The organism is Streptomyces albidochromogenes, from assembly GCF_005981925.1.
In the GTDB taxonomy this organism is placed as follows: Bacteria; Actinomycetota; Actinomycetes; order Streptomycetales; family Streptomycetaceae; genus Streptomyces; species Streptomyces albidochromogenes.
The window spans coordinates 1-17,536 of record NZ_VBVX01000129.1 but is presented as its reverse complement, the minus strand read 5'-3'; the positions used below and the strand labels follow the sequence as shown (position 1 = coordinate 17,536).

The window sequence follows — 17,536 nt, the reverse complement described above, 5'->3', positions numbered from 1 at the left end:
CGGCAGTGGCTGATCGCGATGGTCAGGTCGCGCAGATCGGTGAGGGACAGCAGGCAGCCGATGTGGTCGGGGCGCGGGGTGAGGGTGGCGATGCCGTGGCCGTACGGGAGGGACAGGGTGCGCCGGTACGCGCCGTCGCGCCATTCCTCGACGCCGGGGACGGCGGTCGCGGCGAGGTGGCCGAAGAGGTTGGTGGGGTTGAGCGGGGCGCGGAACGGCAGGCGCAGGGAGATCGCGCCGGGGGTCCGCTGCTGCTTCCCGCCCCGGCCGCGCAGCTCGCTGGGCGAGAGCGCGAAGACTTCGCGCACCGTGTCGTTGAAGGTGCGTACCGAGGCGAAGCCGGCGGCGAACGCCACGTCCGCCATGGGCAGCGGGGTCGTCTCGATCAGCAGGCGGGCGGTCTGGGCGCGCTGGGCGCGGGCGAGGGCGAGCGGGCCCGCGCCGAGTTCGGCCAGGAGGTGGCGCTCGATCTGCCGGGTGCTGTAGCCGAGGCGCGCGGCGAGGCCCGGCACGCCCTCGCGGTCGACGACGCCGTCGCCGATCAGGCGCATGGCGCGGGCGACGACGTCGGCGCGGGCGTTCCACTCCGGGGAGCCGGGGCTGGTGTCGGGCCGGCAGCGCTTGCAGGCCCGGAATCCGGCCTGCTGGCAGGCGGCGGCGCTCGGGTAGAAGGTCATGTTCTCGACCTTGGGCGGTACGACCGGGCAGCTGGGGCGGCAGTAGATCCGGGTGGTCAGGACCGCGGTGAAGAACCAGCCGTCGAAGCGCGAGTCCTTCGACTGGACCGCGCGTACGCAGCGCTCGGTGTCGGTGTGCATGGTTCAAGCATCGGGTACGCGGACCCGCCGGGCTGGCGGGAATCCGACATCAAGGTGCGGCTGCCAGGGCCCTCTCGAACGCCTGGTACGCGGCGTCGTCGAACAGCACGAACCGCACCTCCGCCACGGGCCCGCCGGCCGCTTCCCGGACTGTGCGGACGGCGACGCGCGCGCCGTCGTCCATGGGCCACCGGTAGACCCCGGTGGAGATGGCGGGGAACGCCACGCTCGTGGCCCCCAGCTCGGCGGCGACCCGCAGCGATTCGCGATAGCAGGAGGCGAGCAGCCCGGAGCGGTCCTCGTCCGGCTGCCACACCGGTCCGACCGTGTGGATCACCCACCGCGCGTGCAGCCGCCCCGCGGTCGTCGCCACGGCCCGGCCGGTGGGCAGCCCCTTGCCGTAGTGGGAGGCGCGCAGGCGCCGGCAGTCGGCCAGGATCGCGGGGCCGCCCTTGCGATGGATCGCGCCGTCGACGCCGCCGCCGCCCAGCAGCGAGGAGTTCGCCGCGTTCACGATCGCGTCGGCGTGCTGCTCGGTGATGTCGCCGCGTACGAGGGTGATCGTCGTCATGGGCCCATCGTCTCCGGTCCTGGGGTGTTCAGCTCGCGCGCAGCCGCCGCCAGACCGCCTTCGCCGCGTTGTGCCCGGACATGCCGTGCACGCCGGGGCCCGGCGGAGTGGCGGACGAGCAGATGAAGACCGCCGGGTGCGGTGTCGCGTACGGGAAGAGGGAGACCTTCGGCCGCAGGACGAGCTGGAGTCCCGTCGCGGCGCCGCACGCGATGTCCCCGCCGATGTAATTGGCGTTGCGGGCGGCGAGTTGCGGCGGTCCGGCGGTCGCCCGGGCGAGCACCCGGTCGCGGAAGCCGGGTGCGAAGCGCTCGATCTGCCGCTCGACCGCCTCGGTGAGGTCGCCCTCCCAGGCGTGCGGGACGTGTCCGTACGCCCAGAAGACGTGCTTGCCCTCGGGGGCCCGGGACGGGTCGACCAGGCTGGGCTGAGCCGTGATCAGGAACGGTGTCCCGGGGGCCGTGCCGCCCGACGCCTGGTTCAGCGCGGTGGCGATCTCACCGCTGCTCGGGCCCACTTGGACGGTGCCCGCCCGCCGGGCTTCGGGCGCCGTCCAGGGCACCGGGCCGTCGAGCGCGTAGTCGATCTTGAAGACGCTCGCGCCGTAGCGGTACTTCTCGTACGCCCGCCCCAGACCGGCGATCCGCGCCAGCGCGGTGGGCGAGGTGTCGAAGACGTACGCGCGAGCGGGCGGCAGGTCGTCCAGGCGCTTGACCTCGAAGCCGGTGTGCACGACGCCGCCGAGGTCGCGCAGGTACGCCGCGAGGGCGTCCGAGATCGACTGCGAGCCGCCCCGCGGCATGGGCCAGCCGCCGGTGTGCGCGGCGAGGGCGAAGACCAGCCCGACGGCGCCCGTCGCGATCCCGCCCAGGGGCGCTATCACGTGCGCGACGAGCCCGGCGAACAGCGCCCGCGCCTTGTCGTCCTTGAACCGGCGCATCAGCCAGGTGCTGGGCGGCAGTCCGTCGATCCCGAACCGGGCCAGGGTGAGCGGGTCGCGCGGCAGCGCGCTGTAGGGCAGCGACATGAAGTCCCGCGCCAGGGTGTCCCACTTGGCGACGTACGGCGCGACGAGCCGCCGGTACGCCCCGGCGTCCCGGGCCCCGAACGAGGCCGCCGTCTCGGCGACCGACCGGGAGAGCACGGCGGCGCTCCCGTCGTCGAACGGGTGGGCCATGGGCAGCTGTGGATGCAGCCATTCGAGCCCGTACCGGTCCAGGGGCATGGCCTTGAAGGCCGGGGACCCGGCGCCGAGCGGGTGCACGGCGGAGCAGGGGTCGTGCCGGAAACCGGGCAGCGTGAGCTCCTCGGTCCTGGCGCCGCCCCCCACGGTGTCCAGCGCCTCGAACACCTCCACCGAGAACCCCCGGCGGGCGAGTTCGACAGCGGCGGTCAGTCCGTTGGGTCCCGCCCCCACGACGACGGCATCGAGCATCGACGGCACCTTCGGACTCCTTCGTCAGCCGATGGCCAAGGGTCTCAGGATATTCCCGGGCCCGGGAACGCGGACGGCGGGAGGGCGGGGTGGCCGGAAGTACCCGCCCACCCCGCCGCGCCGGCCCAGCCGTTACGCCGCGGCGCCGCCCAGCAGGGCGGTCAGCCGCGCCACCGTGGCGGCGTCCCGGGCGGCCGTGAACGGCAGCGCGTTGCCGCCCGTCAGCCGGAACGGCTCGCCCGCCGCGGTCGCGTGCGCACCGCCCGCCTCCTCGACCAGCAGCAGCCCGGCCGCGTGGTCCCAGGCCAGCTCCCAGCTGAAGGCGACGGCGTCCAGGTCGCCCCGGGCCACCGCGAGGTACTCCAGACCGGCCGATCCGCAGGGCCGCGCCTCGACGCCCGGCACGTTCAGCCCGAGCAGCGCCGCCTTCTGGTCCGGCGTGGTGAAGTCCGGGTGGGACGTGGCGACCCGCAGCGTCGCGCACGAGCCGGGCACGCCCGCCCGCAGGTCCTCGCCGTTCAGCCGGGCCCCGCCGCCGCGCACCGCGACGGCCATCTCGTCGAGCACGGGCGCGTACGTCCACGAGGCGAGCACCTGTCCGCGGTGCGCGAGGGCGACCAGCGTGCAGAAGCCCGCCTCGCCCCGCACGAACTGCCGGGTGCCGTCCACCGGGTCCACGATCCACACCGGCGCGTCGCCGCGCAGTGCCTCGTACACCGAGGGGTCCTCGTGGACCGCTTCCTCGCCCACGACCACGGACCCCGGCAGCAGCCGCGTCAGGGACGCGGTGAGGTGCTCCTCGGCCTGCCGGTCGGCGATGGTGACCAGGTCGTGCGGCCCGGTCTTCTCGACGATCTCGTGCGCGGCGAGCTGCCGGTAGCGCGGCACGATCTCGGCGGCGGCCGCCTTGCGCACCGCCTCTTCGACGTCGGACAACTTGTCATCGATCATGCGTCCAGCAAAGCACGCCCCGCTGACAACGCCGTCAACCCCCGGTGCCGTCAGCGCCCGACCGCGTAACCCTGCATCCCCCTGGGGTTCGCCGCGGCGGACAGCACACCGGTGCGCGGGTCCCGCGCGACCGCGCACAGCCGGCCCTCCGACCAGGGTCCGCCGACGGTCACGTGGTGCCCCCGGCGCCGCAGCTCGGCGACGACGGCCACGTCCGCGCGGGACTCGACGGTGACGCTGCCCGGGCGCATGGCACGGGGGTGGAAGGAGCCGGGGAAGGAGTCGTTGTGCCAGTTGGGCGCGTCGATGGCCGCCTGGAGGTCGTACCCGCCGCCTGCCGTCCGGCCGCCGAGCGCGACCGCGAGGAAGAAGTGCAGCTGCCACTGGTCCTGCTGGTCGCCGCCCGGTGTGCCGAACGCGAGGACGGCCTGGCCGTCCCGCAGGGCGAGCGACGGCGACAGGGTGGTGCGCGGCCGCCGCCCGGGCGTGAGCGTGTTGGCCAGCCCTTCGTCCAGCCAGGTCATCTGGAGCCGGGTGCCGAGCGGGAAGCCCAGCTCGGGGACGACCGGGTTGGACTGGAGCCAGCCGCCGCTGGGGGTGGCCGCGACCATGTTGCCCCACCGGTCGACGACGTCGAGGTGGCAGGTGTCGCCGCGGGTGGCGCCGTTCCCGGCGACGGTCGGTTCGCCGGCGCCGGCGGCCGGGTGCGCGGCCTCGGCTCCGGGCCCCCCGGCGGCGACGGCCAGCGCGTGCGCGCTGAGCACCGGCGTGCGCCCGCCGGGGCTCCCGGGCCGCAGCTCCGTCGAGGCCCGGTCCCCGACGAGCGTCCGGCGCGCGGCGTTGTACGACGCCGAGAGCAGCGCGTCGAGCGGCACGTCGGCCGCGTCGCCGTACCAGGCCTCCCGGTCCGCCATCGCCAGCTTGCAGCCCTCGACGAGCAGGTGGATCCAGTCGGCGGAGCCGTACGCGGGCAGCCGGGGCGGCAGCAGCGCGAGCTGCTGGAGGAAGGCGGGGCCCTGGCTCCAGCCGCCCGCCTTGCACAGCGTCCAGCCGTTCCAGTCGTACGTCACGGGCGCCTCGTACGTCGCGGACCAGCCGGCCAGGTCGGCGGCGGTCAGCGTCCCCGTGTGCCGCACGCCGGTGGTGTCCATGGTGGGGCGCGCGGCCTGCCGTACGAGCGCCTCGGCGACGAACCCCTCGCGCCAGACCGCCCGCGCCGCGTCGATCTGGCGCTCCCGGTCCCCGCCGCCCGCCGCCTCCGCCTCGTCGGTCACCCGGCGCCAGGTCGCGGCCAGAGCGGGGTTGCGCAGCAGCTCGCCCTCGGCGGGCGCCCTGCCCCCCGGCAGGTACACCGCGGCGGAGGAGGGCCACTCCTCCTCGAACAGGGCGCGCACCGTCTCCACGGTCTGGCCGACCCGCTCGACGGCCGGGTGCCCGTCCTCGGCGTATCCGACGGCGTACCGCAGCACCTCGCGGAGCGACTTGGTGCCGTAGTCGCGGAGCAGCAGCATCCACGCGTCGAAGGCCCCGGGCACGGCGGCGGCCAGCGGTCCGGTCCCCGGCACCAGGCCGAGCCCCAGCGACCGGTAGTGCGCGGCGCTCGCCCCGGCGGGCGCGGGCCCCTGGCCGCAGAGCACCCGTACCGGTCCGCCGGCCGGTGCGAGGAGGAGGGGCACCTCGCCGGCGGGTCCGTTCAGGTGCGGCTCGACGACGTGCAGGACGAAACCGGCGGCGACGGCGGCGTCGTAGGCGTTGCCGCCGTCCTCCAGGACGGCCATGGCGCACTGGGAGGCAAGCCAGTGGGTGGAGGACACCATGCCGAAGGTGCCTCGGAGGGTGGGGCGGGTGGTGAACACGGTGTGCCTGGTCCTTTCAGCTCCGGTCGCCCTTCGGCGACACCAGCCCCGACTCGTAGGCGAAGACGACGAGCTGGGCGCGGTCGCGGGCGCCCAATTTGGTCATCGCCCGGCTGACGTGGGTCTTGGCGGTGAAGGGGCTGATCACCATGTGGGCGGCGATCTCCTCGTTCGTCAGCCCGTGCGCGACCAGCGCCGCGACCTCGCACTCGCGCCGGGTGAGCGTCTCGAAGCCGGGCGCGGTGCGGCGGTCCGGCGGGCGGGCGACGAACTCGGTGATGAGGCGGCGGGTCACGGACGGCGAGAGCAGCGCGTCGCCGCGCGCCGCGATGCGCACGGCCTGGAGCAGTTCGGCCGGTTCGGTGTCCTTCAGGAGGAACCCGGCCGCCCCGGCGCGCAGCGCGTCGAAGACGTACTCGTCCAGACCGTAGTTGGTGAGGATGACGACGTGCACCCCGGCGAGCGCCGGGTCGGCGGCGATGCGGCGGGTCGTCTCGATGCCGGTCATCACCGGCATCTGCACGTCGACGAGCGCCACGTCGGGAACGTGCAGGCGGGCGAGTTCGAGTCCCTGGCGGCCGTCGGCCGCCTCGGCGACGACGTCGAGGTCGTCCTCGGCGGCCAGCAGGGCGCGGAAGCCGGCCCGCATGAGCGCCTGGTCGTCGACGATCAGCACCCGGATCACGTCGTGCACCGTACCTCGCGGGCGCGTCCGGCGACTACGCCGATCACGTCGTTCACCGTGCCTCCAGGGGCAGTTGGGCGTGTACGCAGAAGCCGCCGCCGGGTCGCGGCGCCGCGTGCAGGGTGCCGCCGAGGGCGGTCACGCGCTCGCGCATGCCGGTCAGGCCGGTGCCGGGGACGACGGGCGGGCCGTCCTGCGCGGCCGGGCCCTCGTCCTCGACGCGGACGGACACGTGGTCGGCGCCGTAGGCGAGCCGTACGGCCGTCTTCGCGCGGCCCGCGTGCCGGGCGACGTTGGTGAGCGCCTCCTGGACGATGCGGTACGCCGCCCGGTCCACGTCCCCGGGCAGCGGGCGCTCCGGTCCGGTGACAGTCACCGACGCCGCGAGGCCGGCCGTACGGGCCCGCTCGACCAGGTCCCCGAGCCGCGCGAGGCCGGTGCCCGGTGGTACGACGTCGGTGCGCAGCACCTCCAGCGTCGCCCGCAGCTCGCGCATCGCCTCGCCGCTCGCCTCCTGGATGGCGAGCAGCGCCTGAGGCACCTCATCGCCGCGCTTGCGCGCCAGGTGCACGGCGACGCCCGCCTGGAGCTTGACGATGGAGATGGAGTGGGTGAGGGAGTCGTGCAGCTCGCGCGCGATCCGCAGCCGCTCCTCCCCCGCCCGGCGCAACGCCGCCTCCTCCCGGGTGCGTTCGGCCTCGGCCGCGCGCTGTTCGGTCTGGTGGAGGTACGCCTGCCAGTTCTTGTCGATGAGTCCGGTCACGCCGGCGGACAGGAACCAGCCGTGCAGCAGCAGCGTCCGCTCGATGCCCTCGCCCCCGGGCGGGCTCGCGAGGAAGAAGCCCCCGAGGAAGACGACGCTCACCGCGATCGCCGCCGCCCGGTGCCCCGCCCGGGTCACCGCGTGCACCCCGGCGACCACCGGGAAGGCCGCCGACGTCACCGGCTCGGTGTGGACGGCGTAACCGAGCATGCAGGCGGCGGTGACGACCAGGACCGGTACCGGGGCCCTGCGGTGGGCGATGAGCGCCAGTGAGCCCACGGCGATCAGGGCGACGCCGCCGGCGTCGGGGCCGGGGCCGGAAGCGGCGTGGGCGGCGAGGAGGACCGCGCCGCCGATGACGGCCACAAGTCCGGTGTCGATGAGGCCGGTTCGCCAGGCGGCACGCCTGTTCCGCTGATCCGGCTGGTCCCCCCGCTCCCGGCGCATGCCCCGCACCCTAGTCGCCGCGTCGCCCCGCGCGCCTCCTCCGCCGGGAGTGCTTCCGCGCTACTCCCGGGGCAGTAGTCCCGGCGCTCCGCCGGTGCCGGCGGAGCAGCCGGCGATGCCTCCGGCCGTACGACGACGGGGGTGCGGCCGCCGGGCGAGCATCGTCCCCATGACTGGACCCTTCCGTTACACCGATCCCCTGCCGCCCAAGGCCGCGACCGGCGTCACCGCCGACGTGTACGCCCAACTGGCCACCGACTTCGGCATCGAGGGCGCCTCCACCTTCGTCGTCCTGTCCGCGTCGCCGCCCCTGCTGACCGGCGCCTGGGCGCTGCTGCGCGAGTCGCTGCTGGCCGGGCGGGCCTCGCGCACCGACAAGCAGGTCGTCGCGGCCGGGGTGTCGCTCGCGAACCGCTGCCCGTTCTGCGTCGACGCGCACACCGTGCTGCTGCACGCCACCGGCGACCACCGCCTCGCCGAAGTGATCGCGCGCGGTGAGGTCCCCGCCGACCCCGGGCACGCGGCGCTGCTCGCGTGGGCGAAGGGGACGCGGACGGGAGAGGCGGGCGAGCCGCCCTTCCCCGCCGCGCAGGCACCCGAGTTCATCGGCACGGCGCTCGCGTTCCACTTCATCAACCGCGTCGTGTCGTCCCTGCTGACGGAGACCATGCTCCCGGGCAACGCCCAGCGCTACCGCCTCGTCCGCTCCCTCGCCGGCCGTTCCCTGTCCCGCACGGTGCGCCGCGAGCTGACGCCCGGCGCGAGCCTGGCCCTGGTGCAGACCTCGGGCCCGGAGCCCGCCTGGGCGGCCGGCGCCCCGGCCGGCACCGCCTGGGCCGCGCTGCGGGCGGCGGCCCGCCAGGGCGCGGGGCTGCTCTCGGCGGAGGACCGGGCGTACGTACGGGACGCGGTGGCGGCGTCCGGCGGCGCGCATCCCCCGCTGACCGGCGAATGGCTGCCCGCCCGGGACGAGCGGCCGGGCGCGCGCCTCGCGCTGCTGGCCGCTCTCGCGCCGTACCGCCTCACGGACGAGGACGTGGCTGCCTGGCGCGGCCCGCACCACACCGACCACTGCCTGGTGCACCTGGTCGCGTACGGCGCGATCACCGCGACGGAACGCGTCGAGGCCGCCCTCGCCACGGACAAGGAGCCCGTATGAGCACCCCACTCCCGGCAGCCGACGCGTGGAACGGGCCGGTCGGCCGCCACTGGGCCGAGCACCAGGACCGGTACGACGCCATGCTGGACGGCTTCAACGACGCCCTGTTCGGCGCCGCGGCGCTGCGTGACGGGGACCGCGTCCTGGACGTCGGCTGCGGCAGCGGCAGCACGACGCGGGAGGCGGCGCGCCGGGCTCCTCGGGGGAGCGTCGTCGGCGTGGACCTCTCGGAGCCCCTGCTCGAACGCGCCCGCGCCCTCTCGGACCGCGATGCGCGAATCCGCTACGAGCGGGGCGACGCCCAGGTGCACCCCTTCCGGGCCGCCGCGTACGACGTGGTGATCAGCCGGGGCGGTGTGATGTTCTTCGCCGACCACACGGCGGCGTTCCGCAACATCGCCGGCGCCCTGCGCCCGGGCGGCCGGCTCGCCTTCGTCTGCCCGCGGCCCGCTTCCGCCGACTCCCAGGAGGGCAGGGTGCTCGGCCGGCTGGCCGCGCTGCTGGGCCGGGACAGGCCGGCCGGCGGCGGCCTGGCCGAGGCGATGGCCTCGCTGTCCGAGCCGCGTCGTGTCGAGGAGGTCCTGACCGGCGCCGGCTTCCACGCGATCAGTGCGACTCCGGTGACTCGGGACACCCGCTGGGGCGAGGACGCGGCCGACGCCGTGGACTTCTTCCTCTCCCGCATGCCGGACCTGACGGTCGCGGACGGGACCCGGACCGCGATGTGCGAGGCGCTGCGGCCCTACGAGACGCACCGGGGAGTGCTGCTGCGCGCCGGCGTATGGGTGGTGACCGCCTCGCTGCCGGACCGGCCGGGGCGTCCCGCCGGCCCCGCGTAGGCGGCGGGCACCCGGCCCGCGGGTGGCCTCAGGGGCGGGAGGAGGCCACCCGCCCGTCCCCGGCCACCGTGCCCGGGTGGCCGCCCGTCGGGGCTCAGGACGTGAGCGCGGGGATGATCTCGGCGCCGTACGCGTCGATCGCCTCCTCACGCGCGTCGTGCATGGCGTAGACGGCGAACTGGTCGACGCCGAGCGCGCGCAGCGCCTTGAGCTTCTCGATGTGCGCCTCGACCGGCCCCAGCAGGCAGAAGCGGTCGACGATCTCGTCGGGCACGAAGGCGGTGTCCGGGTTCCCGGCCCGCCCGTGGTGGCTGTAGTCGTAGCCCTGGCGCTGCTTGATGTACTCCGTCAGGGCCTCGGGCACCAGGCCCGAGTGCTCTCCGTACCGGGCGACCAGGTCGGCGACGTGGTTGCCGACCATGCCGCCGAACCACCGGCACTGGTCCCGCGCGTGGGTCAGGTTGTCGCCGACGTACGCCGGGGCCGCGACGCAGATCGTGAGGGAGTCCGGGTCCCGTCCGGCGTCCGAGGCGGCGGTGCGCACCGCCTTGACCATCCACTCCGTCAGGAACGGGTCCGCGAGCTGGAGGATGAAGCCGTCCGCCTTCTGCCCGGCCATTTCCAGCGCCTTGGGACCGTACGCCGCCATCCAGACCGGGAGCCGGCCGTCCCGCACCCACGGCAGCCGCAGCCGCTGCCCGCCGACGTCCGCCTCGCGGCCCTCGGCGAGGTCGCGGATGACGCCGATCGCCTCACCGAGCCGGGCCAGCGTGTTGGGCTTGCGCCCGGCCACACGCATCGCGGAGTCGCCCCGGCCGATGCCGCAGACGGTCCTGTTGCCGTACATCTCGTTGAGCGTCGCGAAGGTCGAGGCGGTGACCTCCCAGGTGCGGGTGCCGGGGTTGGTCACCATCGGTCCGACGACGAGGTGCTCGGTGTGTTCGAGGATGCGGCTGTAGATGACGAAGGGTTCCTGCCACAGCACGGTGGAGTCGAAGGTCCAGCCGTAGCGGAAGCCGTTGCGCTCCGCGCGCCGCATCAGGCCGACGACCGCCGATGCGGGCGGGTCGGTCTGCAGGACGAGTCCGAAGTCCATGACGTGGACCTCCCGGTTCGTTCGGGGTCAGTTCAGGTTCTGACACGTGGATCGGGGCGTGTAGCTGCCGTGTCCCGCCCGGCCGGTGAACTCCCGCTCGTGGATGACGAGTTCGCCGCGCGAGAGCACCGTCTCCACCTGGCCGGTGACCCGCTTGCCCTCGTAGGCCGAGTAGTCGACGTTCATGTGGTGCGTGGCGGCCGAGAGGGTCTGCTCGGCGTGCGGGTCGTAGATGACGACGTCGGCGTCGGCGCCCGGCGCGATCGTCCCCTTCTTCGGGTACAGGCCGAACATGCGGGCCGGGGACGCGCAAGCGATCTCGATCCAGCGGCGGCGGGAGATGTGCCCGTCGACGACGGCCTGGTGGAGGAGGTCCATGCGGTTCTCCACGCCGGGCAACCCGTTGGGGATCTTCGAGAAGTCGCCCCGCCCCAGTTCCTTCTGGCCGGAGAAGCAGAAGGGGCAGTGGTCCGTCGAGACGACCTGGAGGTCGTTGGTCCGCAGGCCCCGCCAGAGAGCGGCCTGGTGCTCACGCGGGCGCAGCGGCGTGCTGCACACGTACTTGGCGCCCTCGAAGTCCGGCTCGGCGAGGTTGTCGGTGGACAGGAAGAGGTACTGGGGGCAGGTCTCGCCGAAGACGTTCAGCCCCTTGTCGCGGGCCGCCGCGATCTCGGCGACGGCCTCCTCGGCGGACACGTGCACGACGTACAGCGGGGCGTCCGCCACGCGCGCGAGCTGGATCGCGCGGTGGGTGGCCTCGGCCTCCAGGAGGACCTTGCGGACCTCGCCGTGGTAGCGGGGGTCGGTGCGGCCCTCGGCCAGCGCCTGCTCGACGAGGACGTCGATCGCGATGCCGTTCTCGGCGTGCATCATGATCAGGCCGCCGTTGCTCGCGGAGCGCTGCATCGCGCGCAGGATCTGCCCGTCGTCGCTGTAGAAGACGCCCGGGTACGCCATGAACAGCTTGAAGGAGGTGATCCCCTCCCCCACGAGCAGGTCCATCTCCTTGAGCGAGTGCTCGTTCACGTCGGAGAGGATCATGTGGAAGCCGTAGTCGACGGCGCACTTGCCGTCGGCCTTCGCGTACCAGGCGTCGAGCCCTTCCCGTACGGAGTGCCCGACGCTCTGCACCGCGAAGTCGATGATCGTCGTCGTGCCGCCCCAGGCCGCCGCCCGGGTGCCCGTCTCGAAGGTGTCGGAGGCGAAGGTGCCGCCGAAGGGCAGCTCCATGTGGGTGTGCGCGTCGACGCCGCCCGGGATGACGTACTTCCCGGTGGCGTCGATCGTGCGGTCGGCCGTCCAGGCGCCGGCCGCGCTGCTGCCGTGCGAGGCGAGGGCGGCGATGCGCCCGTCCTCGATCAGGACGTCGGCGTGGGTTTCCTCGGAGGCCGTGATGACGAGCCCTCCACGGACAACGGTACGGTTCACGATTCCTGCCCCTTCCCGGGCAGCAGGACCGGACGCCCGCGCAGCCGGGGGACCCGCCGCCTGTCGAACTTGCACCGTTCGCGGTCTACACCCGTAGAACCGCGTGTGCAGGAGACCGTAGAAGCATGTCACCCACCGTGGCAATACCGTGGCTGTTCTTCACTACGTGCGCGTGTGTCGCCCGGACCGGGTCCCGTCCGCCTCCGTCGCGGACGGGACCCGGACGCGCGGGCGGAGCCGCGCGGGGCTCGGAACGCCGCCCGCGCCGCCGCCTTGCCCGGGGAGGGCGCCGGGCCGGTTCAGCGGCTCGTCGGTTCGGCGCCGGGGCGGCTCACTGGGCGTTGCGCAGCGCCTTCTCCAGGATGCGCGCCCCTTCCTCCGCCTCCGTGACGCTCAGCGTCAGCGGCGGGGCGATGCGCAGTACGGCCGTGTTGTGACCTCCTCCCTTGCCGAGCAGCAGGCCGCCCTCGCGCGCGGCCTCCAGGACGGCCGCCGCCGTCTCGGGCGCCGCCTCGTCGGTGCCGGGCTTGACCAGTTCGACGGCGGCCATCAGGCCCCGGCCGCGCACTTCCCGTACGCACGGCACGCCGGCGGTGACGGCGCGCAGCCGCTCCAGGAGCAGGCCGCCCACGCGTCGGGCGTTGTCCTGGAGGTGGTGTTCCAGCAGGTAGTTGAGGTTGGCCAGGCCCGCCGCCATCGTGATGGGGCTGCCGCCGAACGTGGAGATGGAGTTGGCGTCGAGGCAGTTCATGACCTCGGCGCGGGCGACGACACCGCCGATGGACATGCCGTTGCCGATGCCCTTGGCGAAGGTGAGGATGTCCGGCGGCCCGTTCTGGCCGTGCGCCTGCCACCCCCAGAAGTGCTCGCCCGTACGGCCCCACCCCGTCTGCACCTCGTCGGTGATCCACAGGATGCCGTGCCGGTCGAGGACTTCGCGGAACGCGGCGTACAGCCCGTCCGGCGGGGAGGTGAACCCGCCGACGCCTTGGACGGGTTCGGCGATGAGCGCGGCGACCTGGCCGCGCGTCTGCCCGAGGAGGTCTTCGAGGTCGGCGACGCACGCCTCGACGAACTGGGCGTCGGACAACTGCGCGTACGGGCCCCGGCTGCGGACGCCCCCGTGGACGTACAGCGTCTGCAGCGGTGACAGGCTGGTCGGGGACCAGGTGCTGTTGCCCGTGACGGACACGGCGGAGAAGGACCGGCCGTGGTAGCTGTTGCGCATCGCCAGGATCTGGTTGGAGCGGCGGTACGTCGTGGCGAGGAGCAGGGCGGTGTCGTTGGCCTCGGTGCCGGACGTGGTGAAGAAGACGCGGGCCTGCGGGATGCCGGAGAGGGTGGCGACGCGCTCGGCCAGTTCGACCATGGGGCGGTTGAGGTAGAGCGTCGAGGAGTGGATCAGGCGGCCGGCCTGCTCGCTGACGGCCTTGGCGACCTCGGGGAGGGCGTGGGCGGTCATGGTGGTGAGGATGCCGCCGAAGAAGTCGAGGTACCGGTTGCCGTCGGCGTCGTAGACGTAGCGGCCCTCGCCGTGGGTGAGCTCGATCGGCTGCCGGTAGTACAGGGACAGCCAGTCGGGCATGACGGCCCGGTGGCGGCCGAGCAGGGGGGTCACGTGGTGGGTCACGGGTTCACCAGTCCTTCGTACGCGTCCGGGCGGCGGTCCCGGTAGAACGCCCACTGCTGACGCACTTCCTCGATGACGTCGAAGTCCAGGTCGCGGACGACGAGTTCCTCCTCTTTGTCGCCGGCCGTCTCGCCGACGAACCGGCCGCGCGGGTCGACGAAGTAGCTGGTGCCGTAGAAGTCGTTGTCGCCGTACTCCTCCTGGCCGACCCGGTTGATGGCGGCGACGAAGTACTCGTTGGCGACGGCGGCCGCGGGCTGTTCCAGCTTCCAGAGGTGGGCGGACAGGCCGCGGTGGGTGGCGGAGGGGTTGTAGACGATCTGGGCCCCGTTCAGGCCGAGTTGGCGCCACCCCTCCGGGAAGTGGCGGTCGTAGCAGATGTAGACGCCGACCTTGCCGACGGCCGTGTCGAAGACGGGCCAGCCCAGGTTGCCCGGCTTGAAGTAGAACTTCTCCCAGAAGCCCTTCACCTGCGGGATGTGGTGCTTGCGGTACTTGCCGAGGTAGCTGCCGTCGGCGTCGATCACGGCGGCGGTGTTGAAGTAGAACCCCGACTGCTCGCGCTCGAAGACCGGGACGACGATCACCATGCCGGTCTCCCGGGCCAGCTCCCGCATCCGGCGGACCGTCGGGCCGTCGGGGACGGACTCGGCCCACCGGTAGTGCTCGGCGTCCTGCACCTGGCAGAAGTACGGGGCGTTGAAGACCTCCTGGAACCCTATGATCTTCGCGCCCTGCCGGGCCGCCTCACGGGCGTGCTCCTCGTGCTTGGCGATCATGGATTCGGTGTCGCCGGTCCAGGTCGCCTGGACCAGAGCGGCGCGTACGACGTTGGCCATGACTTGTCTCCTTCAACGGGACGCCAGAGACCCTCTACGCCCGTAGATTCGGGACGTAGAGGGATGAACGTAAGCCCCGGCGGGGAGTGGGGCAAGACCATCGTCGTCAACCCGCAGAGTCGATCACGTTTCGCACCCGAGGGGGTGACACGGGCGTGTCGTGACGGTCACGCGCCGCGCCGCCGTCACGGCGTCGCGCCGGCGACGCGCAGGGCGTGCACCACGTCCCGGTGCCGGCGCTGCGACACCTGCCGCGCGGCGTCGAGGAGCAGCGGGGCGAGGCGGCGCGGGTCGGTCCGCGCGGCCAGGGCGGCGTCCTCGGGCGTACGGACGCGTACGAACGCGTCGGCCAGGGCACGTACTTCGCGCGCGCGACCCCCCGCGCCGTCCAGGGCGAGCAGGGCGGCGGCGGTCTCGGAGGCGGGGCGCGCGACGCCCTGGCGCAGCAGGCGCCGGCCGTCCTCGCCGAGGCCCGCGCCCTCCAGCTCCGCCGCGACGGCGGCGATCCGGTCGAGCGGCTGGGAGGCCGCCTCCCACAGCAGGGTGGTCCAGTCGGCGCCGAGCCCCGCCCGTTCCAGTACGCCGGCCAGCACGGGCAGCCGCGCGGCGGGCCACCCGGCGGCCTCGCAGAGCAGCACGTGCGCCTCACCGGAACGCCCCTGGGCGCGCAGCTGTACGAGCACGGCGACGGTGTCGGCGACGGCGCGGGCCGTCCGGGCGGCCGCCACGGGGTCCTCGGCGGGCGGGGGCTCCGGCTCGTCGACCCCGGCGTAGCGGGCCCCCCGGGGAGCGGCGGCCCGTACGCCGGGCGCGGGAAGGCCGGGGGCGGCGGCGCGCGGCCCGCCGTCGTCGTCGACCGCCGCGTAACGGGCCCCCCGGGGGCGGCGCTTGGGCGTCCTACCGGGGTCCGGGTGCGAGCGGGAGGTCTCTTCGCCGCCCGGCCCGGATGCGGGGGCGGCCTCCCGGCCGCCCGCCCGTCCTTCGGGCTCCCCCGTCGGCGGCCACGATCGCGGGGCCCGCGGTCCGGGGGCGCTCCCCGCGGCCGGCGAGCCGCGCAGCGCGTCCAGGGCCGCCAGGCGCGCGACCAGCTCCGCGCGGCGGGCGGCCGCGCGCTCCCGGTCGTCGCGGGCCCAGGCCAGCTCGACGTCCGGCCCCGGCACCCGGTCCGGGCCGCCGGCGCCCGCCGCGTCCCGCAGTCGCAGCGTCAGCTCCCGCTCGCGTTCGGCGGCGTACGCCTCCTCGCTCCGCATCGCTGCGAGCCGCCGCGTCAGCGTCTCGCGCCCGCCCGGCCGCCGGTCGTGCGCGGCGGCCGCCGCTTCGTGCAGCGCTCGCGCCCGCACGGTCTCGCGCTCGGCGGCGGCCTCTCCGTACCGGGCCGCCAGGTCCAGCAGCAGGGCCTCCAGTACGTCCCGTGGCGGCAGTTCGGTGCCGTCGAGGCAGGCCCGCATGCCGGCGGGGTCACGCTGCCAGAAGACGCCGCACCAGCCGCCGCCCGTGTCGAGGAGCTCCGTCAGCTCGCGCAGACACCGCGCGAACGCCCGCGTCTCTTCCGGGATCTGACCGACCGTCATTGCCGCCCCGCCCCCGCCGCTGTCGCCGCCGCCTGGAACCATTCGGTCCGCAGGCATTCGACCGCAGGTGTGTTACAGCGCGGCTACGGACAGTTTTCGCCCAGGGCTCGGACGGCTCATGCGGGGCGCGACGGGCGGCGGAGGCTGATCGCGATGCCCACGTGCGGGCGCTTTCCGAGCCTGACGATCGCCGCTGGTACGTCGGTGAGCCAGAACTGCCAGGTGTACTTGCGCGCGAGCAGCCCGCGCGCCTTGCGCAGGCCGTCGGCGTCCAGGAGCCGCGCGGTGCCCTCGGCGGACGGCGCGCCGTCGCTGACGCGTCCGCGCGCGTCGCACGCCGTCACGACGACCCGCTCGTCGTTGCGGATGCGCTTGACCTTCCAGGAGTCGGCCTTGGTCCAGACGTAGAGCTCGGCGCCGTCGGAGGCGGCCCACACCGGTGTGGCGACGCCCGTTCCGTTCCTCCGGTAGGTGGTGAGGCTGATGTAGGGGCTGCGGCCGAGCACGGCGAGCGGGTCCTGGTCGGAAGTCATGTCCGCGAGCGTACGTCGTGCGCGGCGCGCCCCTCGGCCGGCTCCGGCAGGACTGCCGCCACCCCCGGAACGCGTCAGACGGGGACCACGGCGCAGCGGACGGCGACCTCGTCCATGGAGAGACCGAGGACGCCCGCCAGCGCCGCCACGGTGAAGAACGCGGGCGTCGGGGCGCGGCCGGTCTCGATCTTGCGCAGGGTCTCGGCGGAGAGGCCGGCGCGGGCGGCGACGTCGACCATGGTGCGGTCGCCGCGCGCCTCGCGGAGCAACCGCCCGAGACGCTCGCCGCGTTCGCGCTCTTCGGGGGTGAGGGGGGTGCGGACCATGCCGTCATTCTAATACCGCCGCGACCGGTATAGTAATTGGCATGGTGGAGATCAAGACGGATACGTCGGTGGACGCGATGCGGGAAGCGGGGCGGGTGGTCGCCGAGGCGCTGAGCGCCGTACGGGAGGCGGCGCGCGTCGGCGTCGCCCTGCGGGAGCTGGACGAGGTGGCGCGCGCCGTGCTGCGGGAGGCGGGGGCCTCGTCGCCGTTCCTGGGCTATCACCCGAGCTGGGCGCCGGCGCCGTTCCCGGCGGTCATCTGCACCTCCGTCAACGACGCGATCGTGCACGGCGTCCCGACCGGTTACCGCCTGCGGGACGGCGACCTCGTCAGCGTCGACTGCGGGGCGACGCTGGACGGCTGGGTCGGCGACGCCGCCGTCACCTTCGTCGTCGGCACGCCCCGCCCCGAGGACGTACGCCTCGCCGACACCGCGCGCGCGGCGCTGGACGCGGGCATCGCGGCCGCGGTCCCCGGGAACCGGATCGGCGACATCGCCCACGCGATCGGCCGCGTCTGCCGGTCCGCCGGCTACGGCATCCCGCAGGGCTTCGGCGGCCACGGCGTGGGCCGCACGATGCACGAGGG

The 17,536-nt window shown here is 74.4% G+C and carries 17 protein-coding genes; 3 read left to right on the top strand and 14 right to left on the bottom strand.

The genetic code is table 11. From position 1 onward, the window contains the following. From E2E34_RS18130 to E2E34_RS18100, 7 genes are all read right to left on the bottom strand, one after another. Positions 1-818, bottom strand: an 818-nt coding sequence (locus E2E34_RS18130) for a bifunctional transcriptional activator/DNA repair enzyme AdaA (RefSeq protein WP_138902968.1), incomplete at its 3' end; no start/stop codon positions are given. Between the two features lie 49 nt (positions 819-867). Beyond that, positions 868-1,389, bottom strand: coding sequence for an O-acetyl-ADP-ribose deacetylase (locus tag E2E34_RS18125; RefSeq protein WP_138902967.1), 522 nt, complete (start codon positions 1,387-1,389; stop codon positions 868-870). A 28-nt stretch (positions 1,390-1,417) separates the two neighbouring features. Beyond that, positions 1,418-2,833, bottom strand: coding sequence for a phytoene desaturase family protein (locus tag E2E34_RS18120; protein ID WP_138902966.1), 1,416 nt, complete (start codon positions 2,831-2,833; stop codon positions 1,418-1,420). Positions 2,834-2,956: 123 nt separating this feature from the next. Beyond that, positions 2,957-3,775: an inositol monophosphatase family protein gene (locus E2E34_RS18115; RefSeq protein ID WP_138902965.1), complete on the bottom strand. Its 819-nt coding sequence runs from the start codon at positions 3,773-3,775 to the stop codon at positions 2,957-2,959. Positions 3,776-3,825: 50 nt separating this feature from the next. Further along, positions 3,826-5,631 carry a gamma-glutamyltransferase family protein gene (locus E2E34_RS18110; protein WP_138902964.1) on the bottom strand — a complete coding sequence of 602 codons (1,806 nt, stop codon included), beginning with the start codon at positions 5,629-5,631 and terminating at the stop codon, positions 3,826-3,828. 16 nt (positions 5,632-5,647) lie between these two features. Next, positions 5,648-6,316, bottom strand: coding sequence for a response regulator (locus E2E34_RS18105; protein WP_167518310.1), 669 nt, complete (start codon positions 6,314-6,316; stop codon positions 5,648-5,650). 52 nt (positions 6,317-6,368) lie between these two features. Then, the gene (locus E2E34_RS18100; protein WP_138902962.1) at positions 6,369-7,526 is read right to left on the bottom strand and encodes a sensor histidine kinase; all 1,158 of its coding nucleotides are present in this window, start codon (positions 7,524-7,526) and stop codon (positions 6,369-6,371) included. 169 nt (positions 7,527-7,695) lie between these two features. On the opposite strand from E2E34_RS18100, the gene E2E34_RS18095 reads away from it, so the two are divergent. Further along, positions 7,696-8,685 carry a carboxymuconolactone decarboxylase family protein gene (locus E2E34_RS18095; RefSeq protein ID WP_138902961.1) on the top strand — a complete coding sequence of 330 codons (990 nt, stop codon included), beginning with the start codon at positions 7,696-7,698 and terminating at the stop codon, positions 8,683-8,685. Beyond that, positions 8,682-9,524: a class I SAM-dependent methyltransferase gene (locus tag E2E34_RS18090; RefSeq protein ID WP_138902960.1), complete on the top strand. Its 843-nt coding sequence runs from the start codon at positions 8,682-8,684 to the stop codon at positions 9,522-9,524. The genes E2E34_RS18095 and E2E34_RS18090 overlap by 4 nt, the downstream gene beginning before the upstream one ends. A gap of 94 nt (positions 9,525-9,618) precedes the next feature. Here E2E34_RS18090 and E2E34_RS18085 read toward each other — a convergent pair whose 3' ends face one another. From E2E34_RS18085 to E2E34_RS18055, 7 genes are all read right to left on the bottom strand, one after another. Next, entirely contained in the window at positions 9,619-10,620 is a 1,002-nt protein-coding gene (locus E2E34_RS18085) for a TIGR03842 family LLM class F420-dependent oxidoreductase (RefSeq protein ID WP_138902959.1), read from the bottom strand. Positions 10,621-10,647: 27 nt separating this feature from the next. Then, positions 10,648-12,051, bottom strand: coding sequence for a dihydropyrimidinase (gene hydA / locus E2E34_RS18080; protein WP_138902970.1), 1,404 nt, complete (start codon positions 12,049-12,051; stop codon positions 10,648-10,650). A gap of 328 nt (positions 12,052-12,379) precedes the next feature. Next, the gene (locus E2E34_RS18075; protein WP_138902969.1) at positions 12,380-13,666 is read right to left on the bottom strand and encodes an aspartate aminotransferase family protein; all 1,287 of its coding nucleotides are present in this window, start codon (positions 13,664-13,666) and stop codon (positions 12,380-12,382) included. A gap of 8 nt (positions 13,667-13,674) precedes the next feature. Then, positions 13,675-14,517, bottom strand: coding sequence for a nitrilase-related carbon-nitrogen hydrolase (locus E2E34_RS18070; RefSeq protein ID WP_138902958.1), 843 nt, complete (start codon positions 14,515-14,517; stop codon positions 13,675-13,677). A 185-nt stretch (positions 14,518-14,702) separates the two neighbouring features. Next, the gene (locus tag E2E34_RS18065) at positions 14,703-16,088 is read right to left on the bottom strand and encodes a hypothetical protein (protein ID WP_138902957.1); all 1,386 of its coding nucleotides are present in this window, start codon (positions 16,086-16,088) and stop codon (positions 14,703-14,705) included. 116 nt (positions 16,089-16,204) lie between these two features. Continuing rightward, positions 16,205-16,621 (bottom strand): PPOX class F420-dependent oxidoreductase, encoded by a 417-nt coding sequence (locus E2E34_RS18060; protein ID WP_138902956.1) that lies wholly within the window; start codon positions 16,619-16,621, stop codon positions 16,205-16,207. Positions 16,622-16,695: 74 nt separating this feature from the next. After that, complete coding sequence (locus tag E2E34_RS18055) at positions 16,696-16,947, bottom strand: helix-turn-helix domain-containing protein (RefSeq protein ID WP_138902955.1); 252 nt, start codon at positions 16,945-16,947, stop codon at positions 16,696-16,698. 41 nt (positions 16,948-16,988) lie between these two features. On the opposite strand from E2E34_RS18055, the gene E2E34_RS18050 reads away from it, so the two are divergent. Then, positions 16,989-17,536, top strand: a 548-nt coding sequence (locus tag E2E34_RS18050) for a M24 family metallopeptidase (protein WP_138902954.1), incomplete at its 3' end; no start/stop codon positions are given.

What these genes read in the sequence shown, in the direction of transcription:
- E2E34_RS18070 (WP_138902958.1), bottom strand. Translation starts at nt 14,517, where the DNA reads ATGGCCAACGTCGTACGCGCCGCTCTGGTCCAGGCGACCTGGACCGGC.
- E2E34_RS18115 (WP_138902965.1), bottom strand. Translation starts at nt 3,775, where the DNA reads ATGATCGATGACAAGTTGTCCGACGTCGAAGAGGCGGTGCGCAAGGCG.
- E2E34_RS18065 (WP_138902957.1), bottom strand. Translation starts at nt 16,088, where the DNA reads ATGACGGTCGGTCAGATCCCGGAAGAGACGCGGGCGTTCGCGCGGTGT.
- E2E34_RS18090 (WP_138902960.1), top strand. Translation starts at nt 8,682, where the DNA reads ATGAGCACCCCACTCCCGGCAGCCGACGCGTGGAACGGGCCGGTCGGC.
- E2E34_RS18060 (WP_138902956.1), bottom strand. Translation starts at nt 16,621, where the DNA reads ATGACTTCCGACCAGGACCCGCTCGCCGTGCTCGGCCGCAGCCCCTAC.
- E2E34_RS18100 (WP_138902962.1), bottom strand. Translation starts at nt 7,526, where the DNA reads ATGCGCCGGGAGCGGGGGGACCAGCCGGATCAGCGGAACAGGCGTGCC.
- E2E34_RS18125 (WP_138902967.1), bottom strand. Translation starts at nt 1,389, where the DNA reads ATGACGACGATCACCCTCGTACGCGGCGACATCACCGAGCAGCACGCC.
- E2E34_RS18095 (WP_138902961.1), top strand. Translation starts at nt 7,696, where the DNA reads ATGACTGGACCCTTCCGTTACACCGATCCCCTGCCGCCCAAGGCCGCG.
- E2E34_RS18055 (WP_138902955.1), bottom strand. Translation starts at nt 16,947, where the DNA reads ATGGTCCGCACCCCCCTCACCCCCGAAGAGCGCGAACGCGGCGAGCGT.
- E2E34_RS18085 (WP_138902959.1), bottom strand. Translation starts at nt 10,620, where the DNA reads ATGGACTTCGGACTCGTCCTGCAGACCGACCCGCCCGCATCGGCGGTC.